The organism is Stenotrophomonas sp. STK16_22, from assembly GCF_051984505.1.
Classification (GTDB): Bacteria; Pseudomonadota; Gammaproteobacteria; order Xanthomonadales; family Xanthomonadaceae; genus Stenotrophomonas; species Stenotrophomonas maltophilia_A.
In genome coordinates this window covers 4,775,910-4,802,375 of record NZ_CP196972.1, presented here as the reverse complement: position 1 = coordinate 4,802,375, position 26,466 = coordinate 4,775,910, and the positions used below count along the sequence as shown (strand labels likewise).

The following is a 26,466-nucleotide window of genomic DNA, read 5'->3' as shown; positions in this document are numbered from 1 at the left end:
CAGCAATAATCGTCCGGTGGCCGGGGCATGGACGCGACAAGGCGCCCAAACACAGGCCGGAAAGGGGGGAAATGGATGGCTCAGACTACCACCGAGCGCCCGCCTTCGGAATGCTTGTCCCCTACTTATTCACAAAAACATCCACAGCTATTGCACAGCCCAGTGAATTCGCGTAGCTGCCAGGGGTTGACTTGGGGCGGGGTACCTCTCTAGAATTTCCGGTTCTTTCCGTCCCATTCATACGAGAGGCCCCCATGGCCACGAAGCGCACCTACCAGCCCAGCAACCTCAAGCGTAAGCGCGACCACGGCTTCCGTGCCCGTATGAAGACCGCTGACGGCCGCAAGATCCTGTCGCGTCGCCGCGCCAAGGGCCGCAAAGTCCTGAGCGCCTGATTGCCATGCCGCACATCGCGGCAGACGCAATCCCTTCGACAGTGAATACTGCAGACCCGCGCAAGCGATTCCCTCGCTCTGCGCGGGTTCGCACGCGTGCCGAATACTCAACGGTCTTCAACGGCGCCCGCCGTGTGTCCGATCCGCTGATGACCCTGCACTGGCTGCCGGCTGACCGGCCGGCCAGGCTGGGTCTGGCGGTTTCCCGCAAGGTTGATCCGAACGCCGTCGGGCGTAACCGGATCAAGCGTGTCCTGCGCGACATCCTGCGTCAGACACGAACCGACATCCAGCCAGGCGACTTTGTCGTCGTGGCTCGAAGTGCTGCGCGTTCCGCCAGCAACGACGAGATCCGCCAGGCCTTCCTGCGCCTGCTGCGTCGCCTGCGTGCATTGCCCACGCCGGGCGTGGACGGCACAATGCCGCCGCCTGATGGCATCGCAACTCCTTCTTTGACCGAGCCGGCATCGCGTCCCGGCCCCGCCGAGCCTGTCCGCTGATGAACCAGACCCGCGTATTCCTCATTTTTGCCTGGCTGATGGTGGCCGTGCTGCTGTGGATGGAGTGGAGCCGTGAAAAGGCTGCTCCGACCCCGGCACCGACGACCACGTCGGCCCCGGCCGCCGCACAGAGCGTTCCGGGCGCAACCCCGGGCGCCATCCCCAGCGCCCAGGTGCCGGGTGCCCCCGGCCAGGCCGCCGTGCAGGCCCAGGCCAGCGCCACCCCGGCCAGCCAGCGCGTGACCGTCACCACCGACGTGCTGCGTCTGGTGCTCGACGGCGGCCGCGTGCTCGATGCCGAGCTGCTGCAGTTCCCGCAGACCAAGGACGAAGGCAGCCCGCCGGTCCGCCTGCTGACCGAAGACCCCGCACACCCGTACAGCGCGATCAGTGGCTGGGCCAGCGAAGACAAGAACACCCCGGTCCCCGGCGCCGACGGCTTCAAGCTGGTCGGTGACACCAAGGACTTCGTGCTGGCCAAGGGCCAGAACGAGCTGCAGATCCCGTTCGTGTGGACCGCCGACAACGGCGTGACCATCAAGCGCACGCTGACCGTCTCGCGCAACGAATATGCCGTGCGCTTCAAGGATGAAGTCAGCAACGCCGGCGCCGCGCCGTGGAACGGCTACGTCTACCGCACCCTGGACCGCACCCCGACCATCCTGTCGCGGAGCATGACCAACCCGGATTCCTTCAGCTTCAACGGTGCCACCTGGTACGACAACGACAAGAAGTACCAGCGTCGTGCGTTCAAGGACTACCTGGAAGACGGCACGCTGAACCAGAACATCACCGGCGGCTGGCTGGCGATGCTGCAGCACCACTTCTTCACCGCCTGGATCCCGCAGAAGGACCAGACCGCACACTACGTGCTGTCGCAGGTGGCCGGTCGTGACCTGATCGAAGCGCGTGGCCCGGCCTTCACCGTGGCCCCGGGCCAGTCCACCAGCACCGAAGCCCGCCTGTGGGTCGGCCCGAAGCTGGTCAACCTGATTGCCAAGGAAGACGTGCCGGGCCTGGACCGCGTGGTCGACTACAGCCGCTTCTCGATGATGGCGGTGATCGGCCAGGGCCTGTTCTGGGTGCTGAACCAGGTGCACAAGCTGGTCGGCAACTGGGGCTGGGCGATCGTCGGCCTGGTGGTGCTGCTGAAGCTGGTGCTGTACCCGCTGTCGGCGACCCAGTACAAGAGCGGCGCCAAGATGCGTCGTTTCCAGCCGCGCATCGCGCAGCTGAAGGAACGCTATGGCGATGACCGCCAGAAGTTCCAGACCGCGATGATGGAGCTGTACAAGAAAGAAAAGATCAATCCGATGGGCGGCTGCCTGCCGATCCTCATCCAGATGCCGATCTTCTTCGCCCTGTACTGGGTGCTGGTGGAATCGGTCGAACTGCGCCAGGCGCCCTGGTTCGGCTGGATCCAGGACCTGACCGCACGCGACCCGTACTTCATCCTGCCGGTGATCAACGTCGCGGTGATGTGGTTCACCCAGAAGCTGACCCCGGCACCGGGCATGGACCCGATGCAGCAGAAGATGATGCAGTTCATGCCGCTGGTGTTCGGCGTCATGATGGCCTTCATGCCGTCCGGCCTGGTTCTGTACTGGGTGGTCAACGGCGGCCTGGGCCTGCTGCAGCAGTGGTGGATGACCAAGCGCCACGGCGGCGAGCCGGTCCCGGCCACCACCGCCCCGGCCCCGGTCAAAAAGAAGTAATCCGACCGGCAGGTCGCCGGCTTTGTAGAGTCGACCTTGGTCGACTGCCATTGAGCCCCGACCGACCCGCAGAAGCCCGCCGCAAGGCGGGCTTTTCGCATGCGGCGTTAGAATCGCCGGCACACCGTTCCTCCATCCATCGAGTCCGCCATGCCGCGTGCGTCGTCGTTCCGCCTGTTCCTGCCCTCGCTGTTGTTGACCCTGGTCGTTGCCGGCTGTGGCGACAAGGACGCGAAGGCACCGGTAACCGGCGTGACCCAGCCCAGCGCGCAGGCCGCGGCCGCCGCCGACCCGGCCGCCGCGCCGTTGCTGGCTGCGCTGCAGAAGCAGCTCGACGGTTACCGTCGGATCATCGTGCTGCTGGCCGACGAAGAACAGCAGTCGGCCGCCGACCGCGGCACCTCCACGCGTGTGGGCCAGCAGCTGTTCCATGATGGCCTGGAACAACGTACGGCCATCGCCGCGCAGTTCGACACCCTGCTGCGCGGTACCAGCCCGCAGCGCTTCGCCACCCTCGGCACCGTGCTGGACTACATCGAGTCGGCGCCGGAACTGTTCGATGCCGACCGCTTGGCCTTCCGCGAAGTGCTGCGTGATCTGCATGAGCGCATTGGCACGGATTCGTCGCTGCCGGCGGTGAAGCTGCATCAGCGCATCGGCGAGGACCTGGAGGCGCTCGACGAGATCGAACGCAACTACAACCAGGAACTGACCCGCATCTTCAGCCGCTTCGAGCGCACCCGCGCCATCGAGCTGAAGCGCGAGAAGTGGGACGATTACATCGCGCACCTGCACAAGGACTACAGCCGCGAAGCGATCCTGCGCGACTACGGGGTGATCGAGCCGTACCCGATGTCGATGAAGGACAGCGACCGCGAGATCTTCGGCCGCGACCTGCCGGCCAAGACCGTGGTGCTGACCTTCGACGATGGCCCGCACAAGGCCTACACCGATGAAGTGGTGGCCATCCTCAAGCGCTACGACGTGCCGGGCGTGTTCTTCGAAGTGGGCCGAAACCTGGGCAAGGTCGAGGCCGATGGCAAGGTCAGCCTGGGCCCGATGGCGAAGATCAGCCGCAACCTGATGGAGGAGGGCTACGCTGTGGGCAACCACAGCCTGACCCATGCCCAGCTGTCGCGCACCACCGGCGATGCGCTGCGCCAGCAGGTACTCGACACCGACACGCTGCTGAAGGATGTCGACAGCAAGCGCGCGCCGCTGTTCCGCTTCCCGTATGGCGCGCGTAATGCTGAAGGCCTGCAGCTGCTCAACGAAGCCGGCCTGAAGTCGATCATGTGGAACATCGACTCGATGGACTGGGCCGACCCGGTACCGGAGTCGATCGTGCAGCGCGTGCTCGACCAGGTGAACAAGGAACAGCGCGGCATCATCCTGTTCCACGACATCCACGATCGTGCGGTGAAGGCGCTGCCGCAGATCCTCGACCGGCTGATCGCCGATGGCTACCAGTTCGCCGGCTGGAATGGCCGAGACTTCACCGTCGCCCGTGCGCGAAAGGGCGACGCCGGTGCCGCCACCGTCACCACCGGCTACGAGAAGTCATGGGCGATCGTGGTCGGCATCGACACCTACGCCAAATGGCCGAAGCTGGAGTACGCCAGCCACGATGCGCAGGCGGTGGCCGATACCCTGACCGGGCAGTTCGGCTTCCCGTCCTCGCAGGTGATCGTGCTGAAGAACGAGCAGGCCACCCGCAACAACATCCTGGCCGCCTTCCACGACCGCCTGGCCGACGACCGCACCGGCAAGAACGATCGCGTCTTCGTGTTCTTCGCCGGCCATGGCGCGACCCGCCAGCTCGCCTCCGGGCGCGACCTCGGCTACATCATCCCGGTCGATTCGGATCCGAAGGAATTTGCCACCGACGCGATCGCGATGACCGACATCCAGAACATCGCCGAAAGCATGCAGGCCAAGCATGTGATGTTCGTGATGGATGCCTGCTACAGCGGCCTGGGCCTGACCCGTGGCGGTCCCTCGTCGTCGTCGTTCCTGCGCGAGAACGCGCGACGCAGCGCGCGGCAGATGCTGACCGCCGGTGGTGCCGACCAGCAGGTGGCCGATGCCGGCCCGAACGGCCATTCGGTGTTCACCTGGGTGCTGCTGCAGGCGTTGGCCGGCAAGGGCGACCTCAACGGCGACGGCCTGATCACCGGTACCGAACTGGCCGCCTACGTGGCGCCGGCGGTCTCGGCGGTCTCGCACCAGACGCCGGCCTTCGGCAGTCTGCCCGGCTCGCAGGGCGGCGAGTTCGTGTTCCAGGTGCCGGACAGCCAGGAATTCCTCAACGCCGATACGCGCCAGCTGACCGCCGATGCGATCGCGCTGAACAACAAGGTGGATGCGGCCAGCGAGGCCAAGGGCAGCCAGGCACCGGTAACCGTGGCCGACCTGCAGGGTGGCAAGGCCAAGCTGGTGGTGCCCACCGCCGGCCCGGCGTCCGACCGCCAGCGCGCGCAGCAGGCCAATGACCGTGGCCTGCAGCTGTACCGCGAGAAGCAGTACGACGAAGCAGTAGCCCAGTTCACCGAAGCGCTGAAGCTGCGCCCGGACTTCGCCCAGGCCGCCAACAACCTCGGCTTCGTCTACTACCGCCAGCAGCGCTATGCCGAAGCGGCGCGCTGGCTGGAGAACACACTGAAGATCGACCCCTCGCGCGCCGTGGCCTATCTCAACCTGGGCGACGCCTACTTCAACGCCGGCGACAAGGCCAAGGCCAAACAGGCCTACACCACCTACCTGGCGCTGCAGCCGCAGGGCAGCGGCGCGGCCCAGGCGCGTGCGCAGCTGGAGAAACTCTGAGCCATGAACGACGCGATCCGCACCGACACCATCGTGGCCATCGCCAGTGCGCCCGGCGCCGGCGGTGTCGGCCTGCTGCGCCTGTCCGGCCCGCGCGCTGCAGCGATTGCCAATGCGCTGGGTGCACCTGCACTGCGTCCGCGCCACGCGCACTACGCGCGCCTGCGTGATGCCGACGGCGAGGTCATCGACGATGGCATCGTGCTGTGGTTCCCGGCACCGAACAGCTTCACCGGCGAAGAGGTGGTGGAGCTGCAGGGCCATGGCAGCCCGGTGCTGCTGCAGCAACTGGTCGCGCGCTGCATCGCGCTCGGTGCGCGCCAGGCGCGCCCGGGTGAGTTCAGTGAACGGGCATTCCTCAACGGCAAGCTCGACCTGGCCCAGGCCGAGGCCATCGCCGACCTGATCGCCGCGGGCGACAACCGTGCCGCGCGCGCTGCGCGCCGTTCGCTGGATGGTGTGTTCTCCCGCCGCATCGACGCGGTGGTCGAGCAGTTGGTGCTGCTGCGCATCCATGTGGAAGCAGCGATTGACTTCGCCGACGAACCGCTGGATACGCTTGGTGGGGCACAGGTGCGGCGTGGCCTGGAGCAGGCGCGCGGCGATCTTGCCCTGCTGCGTCGTGATGCCGAGCGCGGCCGTCGCCTGCGCGATGGCCTGCATGCGGTGCTGATCGGGCCACCGAATGCCGGCAAGAGTTCATTGCTCAATGCGCTGGCCGGCAGCGAGCGCGCCATCGTCACCGACATCGCCGGCACCACCCGCGACACCCTGCGCGAGACCATCCGCCTGGACGGCCTGGAGCTGACCCTGGTCGACACCGCGGGCCTGCGTGACGGCGGCGACGCCATCGAACGCGAAGGCATGCGCCGCGCGCACGTGGAAATCGAACGCACCGACCTAGCGCTGATCGTGCTGGATGCGCGCGATCCGGCTGCGGGTGATGCGGCGCTGGGCGATGCCGTGGCGGCGGTGCCGCACAAGGTCTACATCCACAACAAGTCAGACCTGCTGACGGCGCTGCCGACGCTGGACGATCCGGATCGGGTGTTCGTTTCGGCGGCCACCGGCGCCGGACTCGAAGATCTGCATGCGCGCCTGCGTTCGATTGCCTCGGCCGGGGCAGGCGAGCAGGTGGACGGCGAGTTCTCCGCACGCACGCGCCATGTGGATGCGATCGAGCGCGCGCAGGAACATGCGCAGCGCGCCGATGGTGAGCTGGCGCATGAGCACCTGGAACTGGCCGCCGAAGAACTGCGGCTGGCGCATGACGCGCTGGGTGAGATCACCGGGCAGATGAGTGCGGATGACCTGCTGGGAAGGATCTTCTCCAGCTTCTGCATCGGGAAGTAGATTGACGGGCTGGAAGGCGAAATACTGCGCACCAATGAAAAGGCACGCTGGCAGATGCCAAGCGTGCAACAACGATGGATATTGAAGTGACAAGTACCGAGAAGAAGGCCAACCGATTCATCAGCACGCTTGAAGCAATGGGGGGGTCCGCCGGGAACCTGCGCCTTCGAGAGGTACTGGGCTGGCAAGAATCGACGTATGACAGCGCCAAACGGCGGCTGATCGAGGAGGGGCGAATCGTACCCGGTCGAGGCCGCGGCGGTTCGGTCTCCCTCGTAAAAGCGGTCCATGCGGTCAACAATCAATCAGTGAGAATTGCGAAAGTGCGTGAAGCGAAGGTGCCACAGCTGAAAAAGCAGTCGACGTCAGTTCGACCATCTGGGAAGCAGACAGCTGCTACGTCTGAACCCAAGGCACTTCCCGCACGTAGCGGGGTCGTCAAGAAATCCGACCTCTACAGCTCCATCTGGGCATCGTGCGACGAACTACGCGGCGGCATGGACGCCAGCCAGTACAAGGACTACGTGCTGTTCATGTTGTTCATCAAGTACATCAGCGACAAGTACGCTGGCAGCGACGACTTCGCCCCAGCCGTGCTCATCCCCCCCGGCGCGTCGTTCAAGGACATGGTGGCGCTCAAAGGTAGGGACGACATTGGTGACAAGATCAACATCCAGGTCATCCAGAAGCTGATCGATCACAATGCCAAGTTGGCGCGCAGTGACTTCCCCGACTTCAACGACCCTAACAAGCTCGGTGAAGGCGCGGCCATGGTCGAGCGGCTGGGCAACCTGATCGCAATCTTCGAAAAGCCCGAGCTGAACTTCGCCAACAACCGCGCCGACAACGACGACCTGCTCGGTGATGCCTACGAATACCTGATGCGCCACTTCGCCCAGGATTCCGGCAAGAGCAAGGGGCAGTTCTACACGCCCTCCGAAGTCAGCAGCGTCATCGCCCAGGTGATCGGAATCTCGCACGCCAACGCCAGAGGCTCTACCACCGCCTATGACCCGACCTGTGGTTCGGGTTCGCTTCTGCTGAAGGTGGCAGCCGAGGCCGGTCGACACATCACCCTGGAAGGGCAGGAGAAGGACGTGACCACTGCCGGCCTGGCGCGGATGAACATGATCCTGCACGATTTCCCCAGTGCCACCATCTTCAGTGGTGACACGCTGGTGAACCCCAAGTTCAAGGACGGCGAACAACTGCGAACCTACGACTACGTGGTGGCGAATCCGCCGTTCTCCGACAAGAAGTGGTCCACCGGCCTCAACCCGGCCAACGACCCGTACCACCGTTTCGCTTGGGGCGAGCCGCCCGCCAAGCAGGGCGATTACGCCTATCTGCTGCACATTGTCCGCAGCATGAAAGCCACCACCGGCAAGGGCGCCGTCATCCTGCCGCACGGCGTGCTGTTCCGTGGCAATGTCGAAGCCCACATCCGCAGGCAACTGGTGCGCTCCGGCATGCTCAAAGGCATCATCGGCCTGCCCGCCAACCTGTTCTACGGCACGGGCATCCCCGCCTGCATCCTGGTGCTGGACAAGGAAAACGCCAGTGCCCGTAAGGGCATCTTCATGATCGACGCCAGCAAAGGTTTCATGAAGGACGGCGCCAAAAACCGCTTGCGTGAGCAGGACATTCACCGCATTGTCGACACCTTCCGCCGGGGCGTGGACGAGCCGCGCTATGCGCGCATGGTGCCGCTGGATGAAATCGCCAGCGAGCGCAACGATTACAACCTCAACCTACCGCGCTACATGGACAGCAGCGAGCCGGAAGACCTGCACGACATTGATGCCCACCTCAACGGTGGCATTCCCTCGCGCGACATCGATGCCTTCGCCGCCGACTGGCAGGAAATGCCATCCCTTCGTCAGGCGCTGTTCGAGGCCGAGCGTCCCGGCTACGCGCGGCTGCGCCAGCCAATGGCCGAAGTGCGCTCCATCATCCTCGCCCACCCCCAGTTCCAGCAATTCCGCAACAAGGTGGAAACCCTGTTTGGCAAATGGCAGCAGGCCGTCATGCCGCTGTTCACCGGCATCCAGCTTGGCGACAAACCCAAGGCGCTGATCGTGCAGGTCTCTGAAACCCTGCTCACCACCTTCCGCGCTGCACCGCTGCTTGACCCTTACGACATTTACCAGCACCTGATGGACTACTGGGCCGAGGCCATGCAGGACGACGCCTACCTGATTGCTGCCGATGGCTGGGTGGCGTTACCCCGGCGCATCCTTGAGACCGACAAGAAGGGCAAAACCAGGGACAAGGGCTGGACCTGCGACCTGCTGCCCAAGCCCTACATCGTCGCTCGCTACTTCGCTGCCGAGCAAGCCGAACTGGAGGCAAAGCATGCCGAACTGGAAGGAGTTGCCAGCCAGATTGCCGAACTGGAGGAAGAACACGGTGGCGAAGACGGCGCGCTCTCCGGCTTCGACAAGGTCAGCGCCGCGCAGGTCAAAGACCGCCTCGCCGAGATTGGCGATGATCCCGACAGCACCGACGAACGCGTCGTGCTCAAGCAGTGGCAGCAACTCAGCGCCCGCGAAGCCGCATTGAAAAGAACCGTCAAAACGCTGGAGGCGGAACTCGACCGGCAAGCCCATGACCATTACTTCAATCTCAGCGAAACCGAGGTCAAAGCGCTGGTGGTGCAAGACAAATGGCTGGCTTGCCTGCAAGCCGACGTGCAGCAAGAGCTGGATCGTATCTCCCAGACCCTCGCCCAGCGCATCTGCGAACTGGCTGAACGCTACGAAACACCTCTGCCCAAGCTGGAAGATGATGTGGCTGCCCTCAGCACCAAGATGGAAGAGCACCTCAAAAGGATGGGGGCGACATGGAAATGAGACCGGGGTACAAGCAGACGGAAGTGGGGGTGATTCCGGAGGATTGGGAGGTTTCCGTGGTTGGTCATGAATTCGACGTCCAACTCGGAAAGATGCTGGATGCAGCCAAAAACATGGGTGACCCTAAACCATATTTGGGAAATCGTAATGTTCAGTGGGGAAAAATTGATGTAACCGACCTATCCACGATGCGGATGACCCGTTCCGACTTGGAACGGTTCCGGCTGAAAAGAGGCGACCTTCTGGTTTGCGAAGGAGGTGACGTTGGGCGTGCTGCAATTTGGGATGACTCTCTTAAAGAGTGCTATTACCAAAAAGCACTTCATAGACTGCGCCCATTGCGCGAATTCGATAGCAGACTGATGGTTGAGTTGTTACATCAATGGAGCTGCAGCGGCATACTCGCCAATTACGTCACGCAAACTAGTATTGCCCACCTTCCAAGAGAGAAATTCTTAGAGGTACCACTACCTGTTCCTAAGCCCGAGGAACAACGCGCCATTGCCACCACCCTCAGCGACATGGACGCGCTGCTGGACGGACTGGATCGCCTGATTGCCAAAAAGCGCGCCATCAAACAGGCCACCATGCAGCAACTCCTTACCGGTCAAATCCGGCTGCCGGGGTTCAATGGCGAATGGGAGGTAAAGCGATTGGGTGATGTACTCACTATCAAGCATGGAAAGAGTCAGAAATACGTAGAAGCAAGTGACGGCTCATATCCAATCCTTGCAACGGGCGGCCAAATAGGCCTCGCTTCTCAGCCTATCTATGACAAATCCTCAGTGCTGATAGGAAGAAAGGGAACAATCAACCAACCGCAATATATGGATCAACCGTTTTGGTCAGTCGATACACTCTTCTACTCTGAGATGAAGAAAGGCAACGTAGCCAAGTTCTTATACTACAGGTTCTGTTTGATCAACTGGATGCAGTACAACGAGGCATCTGGTGTTCCAAGCCTCAACGCTAGAACAATAGAATCTATTGAACTTTCGCTTCCGGATCCAGAAGAACAAACCGCCATCGCCACCATCCTCAGCGATATGGACACCGAAATCACCTCCCTAGAAACCCGCCACGCCAAGATCCGCGCCCTCAAGCAGGCCATGATGCAGGAACTGCTGACCGGCAGGACGCGGCTGGTCTGAACAGGTCGCGCGCCCCTGTGCTGCCCACGGATAACGCAGAAGATGGAACGCCAATGACCGATGAACTCAGCTCTCTGATCCCCGTTCCCCAGGGCTACTCCGACTGGCTGTCCGAGCTCAAGGGGCGCATTCACACCGCGCAGCAGCGTGCAGTGCTGGCGGTTAATCGGGAGTTGGTGGAGCTGTACTGGCAGATTGGCCGCGACATCCTGGCGCGGCAGGCCGAGCAGGGCTGGGGTGCGAAGGTGATCGAGCGGTTGGCGCATGACCTGCGTGCTGCCTTCCCGGACATGAAGGGCTTTTCGCCTCGTAACCTCAAGTACATGAGGGCGTTTGCCGAGGCCTGGCCGGATGCCGAAATTGTGCAACAGGCTGCTGCACAATTGCCGTGGGGCCACAACCTGGTATTGCTGGACCGCCTGAAAGCGCCAATGGAGCGCCTGGCCTATGCCCATGCGGCCATCGAATATGGCTGGTCGCGCAATATGTTGAACATCCATATCGAAACCCGCCTGCTGGAGCGCACGGGCAAGGCCATTACCAACTTCGATCAGCGCCTGCCTGCACCGCAGTCCGATCTAGCCATCGAGTCGCTGAAAGATCCGTACCGCTTCGATTTTCTCGGCCTGGGCGAGGAAGCACAGGAACGCGAAATCGAGAAGGCGCTGGTACAACACGTCACCGATTTCTTGCTGGAACTGGGCGCGGGCTTTGCCTTCGTCGGGCGGCAAGTGCTGCTGGACGTGGGTGGCGAGGAGTTCTTCATCGACCTATTGTTCTACCACCTCAAGCTGCGCTGCTACGTGGTGATCGAATTGAAGGCCGGCAGGTTCAAGCCCGAGCATTTGGGGCAACTGGGCTTTTACCTGACGGCGGTGGATCGGCAAGTGAAGCACGCGCAGGACAATCCGAGCATCGGACTGCTGCTGTGCAAGAGCAAGAACAAGGTAGTGGCCGAGTACGCTTTGGGAGACAAGTCGCAGCCAATGGGCATTGCCGAATACAAGCTGGTGGAATCCCTGCCGAAGGAGCTACAAACCAGCCTGCCGAGCATCGAACAGATCGAGCGGGAATTGGCGACCCCTCCGAATGGAAGCACGAAGGAATGATGCGATGACCCAACTCATGCCGCGTTCCGAGCGCAACAGCCAAGACCGCGTGGCGCAGCTGTTTGCCACTCCACTGGCCAATGGAGGCCTGGGCTACGAACACCTGGGCAATTGGAGCAAGCGCGACAATAACCGCGCCGTCGAAACCGAGTTGCTGCGCGCCAACTTGGCCGCCCGCGGGTACTCCCCCGCACACATTAGCGCCGCCTTGCAGAAGCTGGAAGTCGCGGTGGATGTTACCGGCATCACGCCCTATCAGGCCAACCTGCGTACCTACCAGTTGTTGCGCTACGGCGTGCCGGTGCAGATCTCGGCGGGCCGATCGCATGAGACAGTACAGTTGATCGACTGGGGAGAGCCCGAGCGCAATCACTTCGCGTTGGCTGAGGAAGTGACGCTACGTGGCGGGAGCACCCGCCGGCCGGACATCATTTTGTACATCAATGGCCTGGCGGTGGCGGTGATCGAGCTCAAACGTAGCTCGGTTGATGTGGGTGATGGTATTCGCCAGCTGCGCAGCAATCAGGAGGAAACCTTCAATCAGGGCTTCTTCAGCACTGTGCAGTTGCTGCTGGCAGGCAGTGATGCGCAAGGCCTGCGCTATGGCACCACTGGCACTCCGGAACAGTTTTTCGTGCAGTGGAAGGATGAGCAACCGTCAACCAAGGTAACAGCTGGCGCGTTGCTGGATCGTCCGTTGGCTCAGATGTGCGGGAAGGCGCGGTTGCTGGATTTGATCCACAACTTCGTGATCTTCGACGCGGGCTTCAAGAAGGTGCCTCGGCAGCACCAGTACCAAGGCATCAAGGCTGCGCAGGATCGTATCGTCAAACACGAGGGTGGCGTGATTTGGCACACTCAGGGCAGCGGCAAGAGCATCCTGATGGTGTTGTTGGCCAAGTGGTTGCTGGAGCGTGACCCACAGGCGCGGGTGCTGGTAGTGACCGACCGCGACGAACTGGACAAGCAGATCGAAGGCGTGATGCGCAACGCCGGGGTGATCGGCGAGGGATCTGCTTCCCCTCGCATCACATCACGCGCAGACTTCGTGCAAAAACTCGGTGCCACCCTACCGCGCTTGTTGTGCGCGCTGATTCACAAATTCGATGCGGCCGATCTGAAGGGCGCACCACCGCCTATCCATGGACGCTTCTACGTGTTGGTGGACGAATGCCACCGTACCCAGGGCGGCAACATGAACAAGCAGATGAAGCGCTGGCTGGCCGAAGCCATCTTCATCGGCTTCACCGGCACACCGTTGTTGCGCAAGGACCGGCAGACCACACGTGAAGTATTCGGCACGTATATCCACACTTATAAGTTCCACGAAGCCGTGGCCGACAAGGTGGTTCTGGACCTGAAGTACGAGGCGCGGGATGTGCCGCAGCGACTGACTTCACGCACGGCCATCGATGCCTGGTTCGAGAAGAAAACGCGCGGACTGAACAACTTTCAGAAATCAGTCCTGCGCAGGCGCTGGGCCACCATGGAAGAACTGATGAGCGCCAAGGAGCGCAAGGATCGCATCGTCGCCAACATCATCGAGGATTTCAGCCTCAAGCCCCGTCTGGACAATGATCGTGGCACGGCGATTCTGGTGGCGGCTTCGATCTACGATGCTTGCCATTACTTCCGGTTGTTCCAGAATACGCATTTCGGCCCCCATGTGGGCATCATCACCTCGTACGAACCCAACCCGGTTGCCATCTCGAAAGAATCGGCCGGCAGCGACGAACGCTTCAAATACGACACCTACAAGCAGCATGTGCTGCGTGCCGGCCAAGCCACCAAGCAGTACGAAGAAGAAACCAAGCGACGCTTCATCGAAGAGCCTGCCAGCATGAAGCTGCTGATTGTGGTCAGCAAGCTGCTCACCGGTTTCGATGCACCCAGCTGTTCCTACATCTACCTGGACAACGAACTGCACGACCATAATCTGTTCCAGGCCATCTGCCGTACCAACCGGCTTGACGGTGACGACAAGGACTATGGTCATATCGTCGATTACAAGGAGCTTTTCGGTGACGTGCAGCAGGCCATTGCGGTGTACAGCTCCCACGAGTTGGACATCGATGCGGGCAATGGCGGCGACAACAACGTCCATCTGAAAAATTGGCTGGACGAAGGCCGCAAGCAACTGGACGAGGCCCGTGAAGCGCTGCATTACCTGTGCGAGCCGGTGCCGCAGCCGCGTGAGCTGGAGCAGTTCATCCACTATTTCTGCGGCCACGCCGGTGATCCGGAGGCGCTGCTGGAAAGCGAGGCGCTGCGTATTGCCTTCTACAAGGCGGTGGCGACCTATCTGCGTGCCTTCGCGGACATCGCCCTGAACCTGACTGAGGCGGGTTACTCAGAAAGCAAAGCCAACACCCTGCGGCAGGAAACCGAGTTCTATGCCGAGGTGCGTTCGGCCATCAAGCATTACAGCGGCGAGGAACTGGACATCAAGCCCTACGAGGCCGACATGCGCCACCTCATCAATACTTACATCCAGGCCGAACCGGCGCAGGCATTGGGGGACTTGGCCGAACTGTCGCTGACCGAGTTGATCATCGAGACCGGCATCCACGATGCAATCGCCAAGAAGCTCAACGAGAAGGGGAAGCTATCGAAGAACGCCATTGCGGAAACCATCATCAACAACGTCCGCAAGACCATCATCCGCGACCGCCTGACCGATCCGCGCTTCTATGAGCAGATGTCCAAGTTGCTCGACGACCTGATCCAGCAAAGCCGTGAAGGCACTGAAGCTTACGAAGCATTCCTCAGCAAGGCAGAAGACATTCTGAAGAGGCATCGGGCGAAACAACATGACCTTGATGAGCCCGCCATGTTGCACGGCAATGCCGGTGCTTTGGTCATCTATCGCAATCTGCCCGGCATCATATCGGGCGATGCACTTTCCCATACGGATGCTGCAGCCAAAGAGCTACAGACCGATTACGGAGACCCGTGGGCCTTCTTGGCACTGAGGGTTGACCGCCTGATGCGGGACGAAGCCCCGGCGGGATGGCGGGGGGATGAAGCCAAGGAGCGCATCGTACTGAACATCCTGTATCCGCTGACCGGCCGCGACCGAAAGGCCACATTCAAGCTATTCGATCTACTGAAAACTCAGCCGGGTTACTGATGAAACAGACGCTTATCCGCTTGGGCAAGCTGGACATTTCCGTCATCTTCAAGGCGGTGAAGAACGTCCATCTTTCCGTGCATCCGCCCCAAGGTCGGGTGACGCTCGTGGCGCCGACTGGCACACGGCTGGAAGTGGCGCGTGCCTATGCCGTGTCCAAATTGCGCTGGATTCGTCAGCAACAGGCGCAGTTGCAGGCACAGGCACGTGAAACAACCCGCCAGTTTGTCACGAGGGAAAGTCATTACATCTGGGGGCGTCGCTATCTGCTCACGGTGGTGGAGCATGACGCCTTACCTGTGGTGAAGATGGATCACCGGCGCATCACTCTACAGGTTCGTCCTGGAGCCAACGCAGCCAGACGCGAGGCCATTTATCGACATTGGCAGCGATCCCTATTGCATGAAGCGATTCCGCCTTTGATCGCACATTGGGAACAACGTATCGGGGTGAAGTTGAAGGGATATTTCCTACAACGCATGAAGACCAAATGGGGCAGCTGTAACCACCTGCACGCTCATATTCGGCTCAACACGGAACTGGTAAAGAAGCCTCGAGACCTGCTCGAATACGTAATCGTGCATGAGATGATCCATCTGATCGAGCCTACACACAGCGAACACTTCATCGCCTTACTACAGCAGCACTATCCCGCCTGGCGGGATGCTCGTGCGGAACTTAACGCACTTCCTCTGGGGCAGGCTGCCTGAGAGTGCCATCGGCTTGGAAGAATTCCCCGAGCGCCCCAGCATCTGCAAATAGTGCAGCGGCCTATGCGGCATCAACTGGATCGAAGCCTTTCGGGGATCCGACCCCGCGCCCGCTTCCCCCACCTGTCACATTGCCGCCGCATACTGACGCCCATCACATACCGCTTGGGGAAGTCGCAGTGAAGTCGTGGGGTTGTGCGTTGCTGTTGTCGCTGGCCGTGGCACCATCGGTGGCCATGAGTGCTGAATCCTCCACCCCGGCCGCGCACAAGGTGTCGGTCTATGGCCATCGCGGGGCGAGCGCGTTGCTGCCCGAGCACACCCTGGCCGCCTATGCGCAGGCGATCGCCGATGGCGCCGACTACATCGAGCCGGACCTGGTGATGACCAGGGACGGAGTGATGGTCGCCCGCCACGAGAACGAGATCAGCGGCACCACTGATGTGGCCTCGCATCCCGAATTCGCCAGCCGCCGCACCAGCAAGGTCATCGACGGGCAGAAGGTGGACGGCTGGTTCACCGAAGACTTCACCCTGGCCGAGCTGAAGACGCTGTACGCGCGTGAGCGCCTGCCGGAACTGCGCAGCACCGCCTACGATGGCCAGTTCCGCATCGCCAGCCTCGACGAGATCCTTGCGTTCCTGGTGCAGCAGGCTGGCCGCGCCAACCGCGGCATCGGCCTGGTGCCGGAGATCAAGCACCCGACCTACTTCCAGTCCATCGGCCTGCCGATGGAGGACAAGCTGCTGGCCGCGCTGCGTGGCAATGCGTACACCAACGTCGGCCCAGTCACCATCCAGTCGTTCGAGACCGCCAACCTGCGTTACCTGCATGGCAAGATCGGGCGGGGCAGCAACATCCGCCTGCTGCAGCTGCTGTGGAAGGGCGATACCCAGCCGGCCGACATCGCCAAGGCCGGTGGCAAGCTGACCTACGCGCAGATGATGACGCCGGCCGGACTGAAGGACATTGCCAGCTACGCCGACAGCATCGGCCCGGAGCTGCGCTCGATCATTCCGCTGGACGCCAAGGGTGCACTGGGGACACCGACCACGCTGGTACAGGACGCACATGCAGTGGGCCTGATGGTGATTCCGTATACCTTTCGCCCGGAGAACCATTTCCAGGCCAGCAACCTGCGCAAGGGCGCCGACAACGCGCGCAATGCCGAGGGGTCGGTTGCCGAGATGCGCGCCTATCTGGCCACCGGCATCGATGCCTTCTTCACCGACGACCCGGCACTGGGCCGGCAGGCGGTGGATGGCATGGGCGCGGCGGGGAATGCGGCGAACTGACCGGCCAATGCCGCCGGGCATGGCCCGGCGCTACCGGATGTGACGGAATGCTCTGGTAGTTGCCAACCTTGGTTGGCATGCAGCGGGAGCGCCGACCAAGGTCGGCCACTACCGGGTCATGAGGTTGCCGGCCAGCGGCCGGCACTACCATCGCTCAGCCGCGCGGCTCGTCCGGCCGGCGGAACGGGATCACCACGTAGTCCTGACCCTCGCGCGGCTGCCACAGCACCGGCACGCGCTGCGGTGACGGCGGTTCCAGCTCGTCGTCGGCCAGCGGTTCGGCCTCGTCTTCTTCGTCTTCCCAGCTGTAACGCGGGCGCGGCGGCAGCGGGTCGGCATTGCGGAACAGCAGCGCGGCGATGATGCCGGCGAAGGCGCCGCCCATGTGCGACTGCCAGGACACGCCGTCGGCGTGCGGCAGGATGGTCATCAGCATGCCGCCGTAGAACAGCATGCCGATCAGGCCGGTGGCGATCGCCGCACGGTCACGGCGCAGCAGGCCGAGGCTGGCCAGCAGGAACATCAGGCCATGGGTGACGCCACTGGCGCCCAGGTGCACGCTGCCCGGATTGCCCAGCATCCACGCGCCGATGCCCGAGCCCAGCCACAGCAGGGGCAGGGCGCGCACGGTGGCTTTTGGGTAGACGCTGCCGGCCAGCGTGCCGAGGATCAGGATCGCGATGCTGTTGGCGGCGATGTGCTCGACCGAGGCATGCAGCATCGGGCCGCCGATCAGGCCGAGCAGGCCCTTGGCTTCCAGCGGCGCGACCGCCCACGGTCGCCAGTCGAAGGTGCCCTGCAGGGCGAACACGGCCACCAGCACCAGCACGGCGGCCAGGCTGACATTGAACGCCCGCAGGATGCGTGAGCGGTCATTGCGGAGCGCCGGCGCGTCGCCAGCGGGCAGGGGCGCGTTGTTGTTCATACCTCAGCAATGGCGGTGGTTGGCGCGAAACCAAGGCCACCGCGGCGGGAGAGTGGAAACGGCCGGCGGGACAATCCCACCGGCCGCGCCATCCAGCGGGTCAGGCTCAGGCCTGGCCTTCGCCTTCCTTCGGCGGGTACTTCAGGCTCAACACCACGGTAGCGGCGATGATCACCGCCACCACGCCCAGCGAGATCGGGGTCGGGATCTTGAACAGGTCGATGATCATCATCTTGATGCCGATGAAGCCCAGCACCAGCGCCAGGCCGTACGGCAGCAGGTGGAAGCGGTCGGCCATGCCGGCCAGCAGGAAGAACATCGCACGCAGGCCCAGCACAGCGAACACGTTGGAGGTGAGCACGATGAACGGGTCGGTGGTGATCGCGAAGATCGCCGGGATGCTGTCCACCGCGAAGATCACGTCGGTGACCGCGATCAGGATCAGTACCGCGAACAGCGGGGTGAACCAGCGCACGCCGCCGCGCTTCACGCTCAGCGCATTGCCCGCGTAGTCCGGCAGCAGGCGCAGGTGCTTGCGCATCCAGCGCAGGGCCGGGTTGGCTTCCAGATCGGGCTCCTGGCCGGCGGCGAACCACATCTTCCAGCCGGTGAACAGCAGGAAGGCGCCGAACACGTAGAGCAGCCAATGGAACTGGGTGATCAGCACGCTGCCGGCGAAGATCATGATCGTACGAAGCACGATCGCGCCCAGGATGCCGATGATCAGCACCTTCTGGCGCTGCTCCTCCGGCACCGCGAAGTAGCTCATGATCATCAGGAAGACAAAGATGTTGTCGACCGCCAGCGCCTTCTCGACCAGGTAGCCGGTCAGGAATTCGAGGCCGACCTTGTTGGCCACCACCTGGCCCGCAGTCTCATTCAGGTAGTACCAGAGGCCCGCATTGAACAGCAGGGCCAGCGCGACCCAGCCGATGGACCACCACAGGGCCTCCTTGAAGGTGACCTTGTGCGGCCCACCATGGCGCATCAACACGAGGTCGACCAGCAGGGCGATGACCACCACCGCTGCGAAGCCGCCCCACAACCACACGTTACCGATCGTCTGCATTGGGAATGTCCGTTGGAAAGATGAATGCCAGGCCGGACGGCGAGGATCTGCAACGGAGGATCGGGAGGGGGATCCAGGGACAGAGCTTCGCCAGTACGGCGAAGGTCTCGCTCGCAGTTCCAGTCGGCTGGAACTGCCGTTGCACCGGAGCCTGCGGGCTCGAAATGACGGCGACAACGTCTGGGAGCTACTCCCCTTCTGGCGCCGATTCTGCGGCCTGGCCGGGCTGCCGTCAAATGCCGGGCGGCCGGGGTCCCCGCTCTGGTAGATGCCAACCTTGGTTGGCACGCCTTGCCCGGGCCGTTCAGCAACGCCCGTCGCGCCAGCTCGACTCTACGAAAGCGCCCCCCGGCTACAATAGGTGGATGAATACCCCCCTTCCGATTGTCCGCCTCAAGAACGCGTGGCGTTCCAGCCACCCGTGGATCTTCCAGAAACTGGTCGAGAAGCCGACCGTCCGGCCCAAGCCCGGTTCCATCGTCGACGTGGTCGGCATCGATGGCGAGTTCATTGGCCGCGGGTTCTACAACGGGCACTCGCGCATCGCCGTGCGCATCCTCGAAACCGACCAGAACGTGCCGGTCGATGCCGGCTGGTTCTCGCGCAAGATCGCCCAGGCGGTGTCGCTGCGCCGTGAGGTGCTGAAGCTCGACGCGGTCTCCGACGCCTGGCGCGTGGTGCACAGCGAAGGCGACGGCCTGTCCGGCCTGGTGGTGGATCGCTACGGCGACCTGGTGGTGGTCGAGTTCTTCGCCGCCGGCATGTTCCGCCACCGCGAATGGATCTACGACGCCCTGCGCGAGCAGTTCCCGGGCTGCCGTTTCCACAGCTTCGCCGACGAACACGTGCAGAAGCAGGAGAGCTTCGACTTCCACGGCAACACCACCACCGAAGCGTCGGTGATCACCGAGTACGGCATCAAGTTCCGCGCCGACCCGGCCGGCGCGCACAAGACCGGTTTCTTCGCCGACCAGCGCGAGAACCGCGAGTGGCTGAGCCAGCAGGTGGAAGGCAAGAGCGTGCTGGACCTGTGCTGCAACACCGGCGGTTTTGCCGTGTATGCCGCTGCGCGTGGCGCTTCGGAAGTGGTCGGCATCGACATCGATGAGGACGTCATCCAGATCGCCAAGGGCAATTCGCGCCTGAACAACGTGCGCCCGAAGTTCATCCAGTCCGACATCTTCCCGTGGCTGCGCGACGCCGCCAACCGCGGCGAGCAGTACGACGTGGTGATCCTGGATCCGGCGAAGATGACCCGCGACCGCGACCAGGTCATCACCGCGCTGAAGAAGTATCTGGACATGAACAAGCTGGCGCTGGGCGTGGTCAAGCCGGGCGGCCTGTTCGCCACGTTCTCCTGCACCGGCCTGGTGGCCGAGGACCAGTTCCTCGACATGCTGCGCCGCGCGGCCTATTTCTCCGGCCGCACGATCCAGATCCTGAAGGTCGCTGGTGCGGGTCCGGACCATCCGTTCATGGCCCACGTGCAGGAATCGCGTTACCTGAAGGCCGTGTTCTGCCGCGTGGTCGATTGACCGCGGGACGATGTAGAGGCGTGCCGCGCCACCTGATCCTGGGGGCGCCATTGTTTCGAACGCATCGCAATGCGCGGGAAGCTGGCCGCTGGGCCGTGAATACGATTCATGCTCGACTCGCGGTGCCTGGCAGCCGAGCGTGAGCCCGACTCTACAAATCTGCTGGCTGCAGCGCTATGGTCGGGCTCTTCCCATTGCCGGTGAGAGCCCATGCCATCGTTGCGCCACCTGTCCGTCGTGCTTGCCCTGGCGCTGTGTGCGCCGCTGTCGGCTCATGCCATCGAGTTCAGCGCACAGGAACTGGCCCGCGCCAAGGCGCTGCAGCAGCGCCTGGTCACGCTCGACAGCCACCTGGATACGCCGGCCAATTTCGGCCGGACCGGCTTCGACATCGAGCAGCGTCACGACCGCAACGCGCTTTCGCAGGTCGACTACCCGCGCATGGTCGAGGGCGCGCTGGACGGCGGCTTCTGGGCGATCTACACCGATCAGGGCGACCGCAGCCCCGCCGCGCACCTCGCCGAGCGTGACCATGGCCTGCAGCGGCTGCTGGAGATCCGCGAAATGCTGGCGGCCAACCCCGAGCGCTTCGCGCTGGCATTGAGCGCCGATGACGCGGCGCGGATCAAGGCCGCCGGCAAGCGCGTGGTCTACATCAGCATGGAAAACGCCAGCCCGCTGGTGGAAGACCCGAGCCTGCTGTCGTTCTACCACCGCGCCGGCCTGCGCCTGCTCAGCACCGTGCACTTCGCCAACAACGAGTTCGCCGATTCGGCCACCGATCCCAAGGGTGCGGAGTGGAAAGGCCTGAGCCCGGCGGGCAAGGATCTGGTGCGGCAAGCAGTGAAGCTGGGCATCGTGATCGACCAGTCGCATGCGTCCGACGCGGTGTTCGACGACCTGCTGGCGATGATGCCGGTGCCGTTCGTGCTCTCGCACAGCTCGGCCAAGGCGGTCTACGACCACCCGCGCAATCTGGATGACGCGCGCCTGCGCAAGCTGGCCAAGGCCGGCGGTGTGATCCAGGTGAACGCCTATGGTGGCTACCTGATCGACACCGCAAAGACGCCCGAGCGCAAGCAGGCCGAGGAAGCGCTGAGCAAGCAGCTGGGTGGCTGGGAAGGCATGGGCATCGAACAGGGCGTTGCCCTGCTGAAGGCCGAGCAGGCGCTGGACCACGAGCACCCGGTGCGCCATGCCAGCCTCGACGACTTCTTCGCCCACTTCGAGCACATCCTCAAGGTGGTGGGCCCCGAGCACGTGGGCATCGGCCTGGACTGGGATGGCGGCGGTGGCCTGAGCGACCTGCCCGATGTCAGCCAGCTGCCGAAGATCACCGCGTGGCTGCTGCGCAAGGGCTATACCGAGCAGCAGATTGCCGGCATCTGGGGCGGCAACCTGCTGCGGGTGATGCGCCAGGCGCAGGACTACGCGGCAAAGCAGGGCGGTTGACCGCCCTGCGGTAGTGCCGGCCGTTGGCCGGCATTGCCCGTATCAACAGGATGAGAGGTGCCGGCCGCTGGCCGGCACGACCGGTGATCCGTTTACTTCGCGATCAGTGCGTGGCGGCGGCTGTACAGGAAGTACAGCACCAGGCCGGCCAGGTTCCACAGCAGGAAGTACAGCTGGGTGCTGTGCGGCAGGCTGAGGAACAGATAGATGCAGCCCAGCGCGGCCAGCGGACCAACCACGAAGGCCAGCGGGGTACGGAAGGTACGTTCGCGGTTCGGCTCGCGCAGGCGCAGCACCACCAGGCAGATGCCCACGGCGGTGAACGCGGCCAGGGTGCCGGCATTGGCCAGCGCCGCGATCTCGTCCAGGCGGGCCACGCCGGCCAGCGCCGACACCACCACCGCGGTGAACAGCGTGGTCGCCACCGGCGTGCCGGTACGTGCGTTGACCTTGGACAGGCCACGCGGCAGCAGGCCATCGCGGCTCATCACGAAGAAGATGCGGCTCTGGCCGTACAGGAAGGCCAGCAGCACCGTCGGCAGCGCGATGATCGCGATCACGCCGATCACCATCGCCGCGGTCGGATGGCCCAGCTGGCGCATGATCAGGGCCAGCGGCTCGGCGCTGTGGCCGAACACCGCGTAGCTCATCGCACCGACCGCGGCCAGCGCGACCAGCACGTAGACGATGGTGCAGCCGATCATCGAACCGATGATGCCGATCGACAGGTCGCGGCCTGGGTTCTTGGTTTCTTCGGCGGCGGTGGAGATCGCATCGAAGCCGTAGAAGGCGAAGAAGATGATCGCTGCCGCCGCCATTACGCCGTGTTCGACGCCATCAGGGCCCATCGACTTGGCAAAGCCATACGGCATGAACGGCTGCAGGTTGGCGCTGTCGAAGGCGGGCAGGGCCACGGCCACGAAGATGGCCAGCGCGATCAGCTTGAACACCACCAGGATGGCATTGAGGGTGGCGCTTTCCTTGGTGCCGGCCATCAGCATGCCGGCCACCAGCCAGGTGATGACGATCGCCGGGAGGTTGATCATGCCGCCTTCCACGTGCGGGCCGGCTGCGAGCCACGCTGGCAGGTGCACGTTCCAGCCGAACTGGGTGTGGACCCATTCGAGGAAGCCGACGAAGTAGCCGGACCAGCCCACCGCCACCGTACTCACCACCAGTGAGTACTCCAGGATCAGGCTCCAGCCCACCACCCAGGCGAACACCTCGCCCAGCGCGCTGTAGCTGTAGGTGTAGGCACTGCCGGCGGCCGGCATCATCGTCGACAGCTCGGCGTAGGACAGTGCCGCGCAGGCGCAGACCGCACCGGCGATGGCGAAGGAGATCAGCACGGCCGGGCCGGCCAGGTTGGCACCGACGCCGATCAGCGTGTAGATGCCGGTACCGACGATGGCGCCAATACCCAGCGCGATCAGGTGCGGCCAGCTGAGCGTCGGGATCAGGCGCCTGCCGGCTTCGTGGACGGTGACGGAATCTAGGGACTTGCGCCGGAACAGGGACATGCAGGCCTCGGAAGGGGTGACTAAGAACGACAAGTTCCCGAGTGTGACCGAACGCAGCGCAGCATTACCACTGACGGGGGTCATGCGAGTGTCAGATGCGTCACCGGCGCGGCTGTACTCCGAGCATTCTGCCGGAATCGGCACAAATGCCGGCAGGATTCGAAATGATTCGATCCCTCAAGGCGAGCCGGGAGGCGCTTGAAGCGTGGGAGCAGGGGCCAGATCGATGCTGACCCGCTGCGGATCGACCACCGGCGCCGCACCTTGGGTTCTCAACTGGGCCACCAGCACTTCGAAGCCCTGGGCGCGGCCGAACGCATGCTCGTCCAGGGTCAATGGCAGCAGCTGCAGGAAGTCGAATCGTCCCGATGGCAGTTGCTGGGGTCCAGGAAAATGCAGTGACGGAACGAAGACGGCCGCCTGCAGCATGCTCCCTGCGTGATCCACCGGCCCCCCCAGCTTCAGCCGGTCCCATGGCGCCAACGGATTGCCGGGCATGCGTGAGTGGCACAGCAGCAGGTGGTACGCGGTGAACCAGCGCAAGGTGGTCAGTGCCCAGGTCGCTTCTTCCTGCGTCTCAAGCATCAGTTCGATGCCCAACCCCGAATCGCCATCTTCGTGCCGCCCTTCCCAGGGGTTGGACAGGCCGGAGCTGACATAGATCCAGTGCCTTCGATCACCGTGCGGAGGGCAGGCATTGACGCCGACATGCAGCCAGCGCGGGTCGATCTGGTCCTGCTTGAAGACGTTGCGCAGCAGATCCATGTCGATTGGATAGATCCCCGGCCCGGTATCGCCGAACAACCGCCGGTACAGCGTCTCCTCCCGATATTCCCAGCTGCGCTCCAGCAGGGTGTCGTCGTCCATGGTGCTCACTCGGCCACCTTGCCGGGCCAGCGGCAGCCGTCTTCCTGCCAGGCCTCGACGTCATCGTGGAAGGTGGTGCGACGTCCGTCGCGGCTACGCTCGTAGCTCAGGTCCAGCACCAGCGCGCCCTGCGTGCTCAGCAGGTAGCGGCCGTTGAGGCGCCCGTTGATGCGCTCTTCCCAGACGCTGTCGAACTGGTAGGGGCGGTCTTCGGCCAGCACCGTGGTCTCCATTGAAACCCGGCGCAGCAGCAGGCGTTCGCGCTGCCCGGCATAGCGAACGTCGGCCTGGCCGTCATCCAGCCAACGCCATTCCAGATGGATGCCGTCATTGCGGCCGCCGCTCAGGCAGCGATGGTCCTGTGCGGTGGCCGCCGGGGCGGTCGTGTTGGCCAGAAGCAGCAGGGCGCCCATCGCCGTCGGCCAGGGTTTCATCCGTTCAGCCCCAACCGGATGCCGAACCCCACCAGGAACAGGCCGGCCACGCGGCGCAGCGCATCGCTGATTCGCGGGTGCTGGATCAGGCGGCGGCGGGCCAGGTTGCCCACGCCGATCAACATCGAGCAGTAGGCGATGCTGACCACCAGGATGATGCCCGCCAGCGCAGCGAAGGTGGCGATGCCCTGGTGTGCCTTCGGATCGATGAACAACGGCAGGAAGGCCATGTAGAACAGGATCGCCTTCGGATTGAGCAGGCTGACCAGGATCGCCTGCTGGAAGTAGCGGCCCGGCTGCATGCGGATCGGACCGGCGTCGCCGCCCTCGTGCTTCGGCGTGCGCAGCAGGCTGATGCCGACCCACACCAGGTAGGCCGCACCCAGGTACTGCACCGCGTGGAACACCAGCGGGTTGGCCTTGAGCAGCGCCGCCACGCCCGCCAACGCCAGCCACATCAGGATCTGGTCGCCGACCAGCAGGCCGGCCAGCGCGGTGTAGCCGCCGCGCACGCCGCCACGGCCGGTGGCGGTCAGCAGGGTGAAGGTGCCGGGGCCGGGCAGGGCAAGAAACACCAGCACAGCGACCAGAAACGTCCACAGGTCCTGGATGCCCATCCACGGCATGGCGGCGTTCTCTTGTTACGGGGGGCCGCCATTGTCGGCCAGTGCCGCCGTTGGCGACAGGGGGCGGGTGAGGCCAGTGGGCATGCCAGACAGCAGCGGTTGCAGGTGCTGGCGCAGCTGCGCATGCAGTTGCCGTACCGCTGGCGAGAACTGCTTGCGGTGCGGGCATACCAGCTGCAGCGGGATGCTGCTGCCAACACCATCTAGCAGCAGCTGCAGGCGCCTGGCCAGCACGTCCTCGCGCAGGTCCAGCCAGGACTTGTAAGTGATGCCTTCGCCGGCCACGGCCCAGCGTCGCACTACATCGGCGTCGTCGCAGACCAGCGGACCGCGCACCGGAATCACGCTGCGACGCCCGTCGACCTCGAATGACCAGCGATCGTAGGCGCGGCCGTTGAGTTGATAGACCAGGCAGTCGTGCTCGCGCAGATCCTCCAGGCGGGTGGGCGTGCCACGCCGCTGCAGGTAGCCGGGCGAGGCGGCCAGCACGCGTCGATTGCCTTCCAGCAGCGGCAGGGCGACGTAGTTGGCGTCGTCGAAGTGGCCGATGCGGATGGCCACGTCGACCGGGTCGCGGAATACATCGGCCACCTCGTCGGACAGGCGCAGGTGCAGGCGCAGCCGCGGGTGCGCAGCTCGGAAGGCGCTCAGCCAGGGCAGCAGCAGGTTGCGGCCGAGGTCCGAGGGCGCCGACAGCTGCAGGGTGCCGTGCAGCTCGGTGTCCTCGCCCTGCACGCGCGCCTGTCCCTCGCGCAGGGTGGCCAGTACCTCCTGCGCATACGGCAGGTACAGCGCACCCTCGCCGGTGAGGCGCAGGCTGCGGGTGGTGCGCACGAACAGGCGCAGGTCCAGCTCGCGTTCCAGCCGCGCCACCGCCGCGGCGACCTGCCCGGGCAGCAGGTCGGCCTCGCGCGCCGCCTGCGAGAAGCTGCCCAGTGCGGCAGTGCGGACGAACAGCTGCAGATCGTCGAAGCGGATCATCTTCATTGCCAGAGTGAAAGTGCT

20 protein-coding genes are annotated in these 26,466 nt (G+C 63.8%); 13 read left to right on the top strand and 7 right to left on the bottom strand.

Going from position 1 to position 26,466, the window contains the following annotated elements; translation table 11 throughout:
• Positions 1-254 precede the first annotated feature (254 nt).
• From rpmH to ACSYAO_RS22050, 11 genes are all read left to right on the top strand, one after another.
• Positions 255-395 (top strand): 50S ribosomal protein L34, encoded by a 141-nt coding sequence (gene rpmH, locus ACSYAO_RS22100; RefSeq protein WP_005411729.1) that lies wholly within the window; start codon positions 255-257, stop codon positions 393-395.
• 5 nt (positions 396-400) lie between these two features.
• Positions 401-895 carry a ribonuclease P protein component gene (gene rnpA / locus ACSYAO_RS22095; protein WP_021203275.1) on the top strand — a complete coding sequence of 165 codons (495 nt, stop codon included), beginning with the start codon at positions 401-403 and terminating at the stop codon, positions 893-895.
• Positions 895-2,610, top strand: a complete 1,716-nt coding sequence (yidC, locus tag ACSYAO_RS22090) for a membrane protein insertase YidC (protein WP_049399025.1) — start codon at positions 895-897, stop codon at positions 2,608-2,610. The genes rnpA and yidC overlap by 1 nt, the downstream gene beginning before the upstream one ends.
• 150 nt (positions 2,611-2,760) lie before the next feature.
• Complete coding sequence (locus ACSYAO_RS22085) at positions 2,761-5,433, top strand: polysaccharide deacetylase family protein (RefSeq protein ID WP_049462893.1); 2,673 nt, start codon at positions 2,761-2,763, stop codon at positions 5,431-5,433.
• Positions 5,434-5,436: 3 nt separating this feature from the next.
• Entirely contained in the window at positions 5,437-6,786 is a 1,350-nt protein-coding gene (gene mnmE, locus ACSYAO_RS22080; protein WP_049462894.1) for a tRNA uridine-5-carboxymethylaminomethyl(34) synthesis GTPase MnmE, read from the top strand.
• A gap of 74 nt (positions 6,787-6,860) precedes the next feature.
• A complete protein-coding gene (locus ACSYAO_RS22075) occupies positions 6,861-9,638 on the top strand; it encodes an N-6 DNA methylase (protein ID WP_219631211.1) in 2,778 nt (925 codons plus the stop codon).
• Positions 9,629-10,789 (top strand): restriction endonuclease subunit S, encoded by a 1,161-nt coding sequence (locus tag ACSYAO_RS22070; protein ID WP_049462895.1) that lies wholly within the window; start codon positions 9,629-9,631, stop codon positions 10,787-10,789. The genes ACSYAO_RS22075 and ACSYAO_RS22070 overlap by 10 nt, the downstream gene beginning before the upstream one ends.
• Before the next feature lie 53 nt (positions 10,790-10,842).
• Positions 10,843-11,898: a PDDEXK nuclease domain-containing protein gene (locus ACSYAO_RS22065; RefSeq protein WP_049462896.1), complete on the top strand. Its 1,056-nt coding sequence runs from the start codon at positions 10,843-10,845 to the stop codon at positions 11,896-11,898.
• 4 nt (positions 11,899-11,902) lie between these two features.
• Positions 11,903-15,028, top strand: coding sequence for a type I restriction endonuclease subunit R (locus ACSYAO_RS22060; protein WP_049462897.1), 3,126 nt, complete (start codon positions 11,903-11,905; stop codon positions 15,026-15,028).
• The gene (locus tag ACSYAO_RS22055; protein WP_049462898.1) at positions 15,028-15,738 is read left to right on the top strand and encodes a M48 family metallopeptidase; all 711 of its coding nucleotides are present in this window, start codon (positions 15,028-15,030) and stop codon (positions 15,736-15,738) included. The genes ACSYAO_RS22060 and ACSYAO_RS22055 overlap by 1 nt, the downstream gene beginning before the upstream one ends.
• Positions 15,739-15,917: 179 nt before the next feature.
• Complete coding sequence (locus tag ACSYAO_RS22050; RefSeq protein WP_049462899.1) at positions 15,918-17,033, top strand: glycerophosphodiester phosphodiesterase; 1,116 nt, start codon at positions 15,918-15,920, stop codon at positions 17,031-17,033.
• 154 nt (positions 17,034-17,187) lie between these two features.
• Here the strand turns inward: ACSYAO_RS22050 and ACSYAO_RS22045 are convergent, their stop codons facing one another.
• The gene (locus ACSYAO_RS22045) at positions 17,188-17,958 is read right to left on the bottom strand and encodes a rhomboid family intramembrane serine protease (RefSeq protein WP_049462900.1); all 771 of its coding nucleotides are present in this window, start codon (positions 17,956-17,958) and stop codon (positions 17,188-17,190) included.
• Between the two features lie 106 nt (positions 17,959-18,064).
• On the bottom strand, positions 18,065-19,027 hold the full coding sequence (locus ACSYAO_RS22040) for a TerC family protein (RefSeq protein WP_049462901.1): 963 nt from the start codon (positions 19,025-19,027) through the stop codon (positions 18,065-18,067).
• A 365-nt stretch (positions 19,028-19,392) separates the two neighbouring features.
• On the opposite strand from ACSYAO_RS22040, the gene ACSYAO_RS22035 reads away from it, so the two are divergent.
• Entirely contained in the window at positions 19,393-20,562 is a 1,170-nt protein-coding gene (locus ACSYAO_RS22035; RefSeq protein ID WP_005411721.1) for a class I SAM-dependent rRNA methyltransferase, read from the top strand.
• Between the two features lie 210 nt (positions 20,563-20,772).
• Positions 20,773-22,014: a dipeptidase gene (locus ACSYAO_RS22030; RefSeq protein ID WP_049462902.1), complete on the top strand. Its 1,242-nt coding sequence runs from the start codon at positions 20,773-20,775 to the stop codon at positions 22,012-22,014.
• A gap of 92 nt (positions 22,015-22,106) precedes the next feature.
• Here ACSYAO_RS22030 and ACSYAO_RS22025 read toward each other — a convergent pair whose 3' ends face one another.
• The 5 genes from ACSYAO_RS22025 to ACSYAO_RS22005 form a co-directional block, all read right to left on the bottom strand.
• Positions 22,107-23,534: an amino acid permease gene (locus ACSYAO_RS22025; protein ID WP_032128498.1), complete on the bottom strand. Its 1,428-nt coding sequence runs from the start codon at positions 23,532-23,534 to the stop codon at positions 22,107-22,109.
• Positions 23,535-23,711: 177 nt separating this feature from the next.
• Positions 23,712-24,401, bottom strand: a complete 690-nt coding sequence (locus tag ACSYAO_RS22020) for a suppressor of fused domain protein (RefSeq protein WP_219631213.1) — start codon at positions 24,399-24,401, stop codon at positions 23,712-23,714.
• Between the two features lie 5 nt (positions 24,402-24,406).
• A complete protein-coding gene (locus ACSYAO_RS22015) occupies positions 24,407-24,835 on the bottom strand; it encodes a hypothetical protein (protein ID WP_049420929.1) in 429 nt (142 codons plus the stop codon).
• Positions 24,832-25,461, bottom strand: a complete 630-nt coding sequence (leuE, locus tag ACSYAO_RS22010; protein WP_005411716.1) for a leucine efflux protein LeuE — start codon at positions 25,459-25,461, stop codon at positions 24,832-24,834. The genes ACSYAO_RS22015 and leuE overlap by 4 nt, the downstream gene beginning before the upstream one ends.
• A 15-nt stretch (positions 25,462-25,476) precedes the next feature.
• Entirely contained in the window at positions 25,477-26,448 is a 972-nt protein-coding gene (locus ACSYAO_RS22005) for a LysR family transcriptional regulator (protein ID WP_049462904.1), read from the bottom strand.
• Between the last annotated feature and the right edge of the window lie 18 nt (positions 26,449-26,466).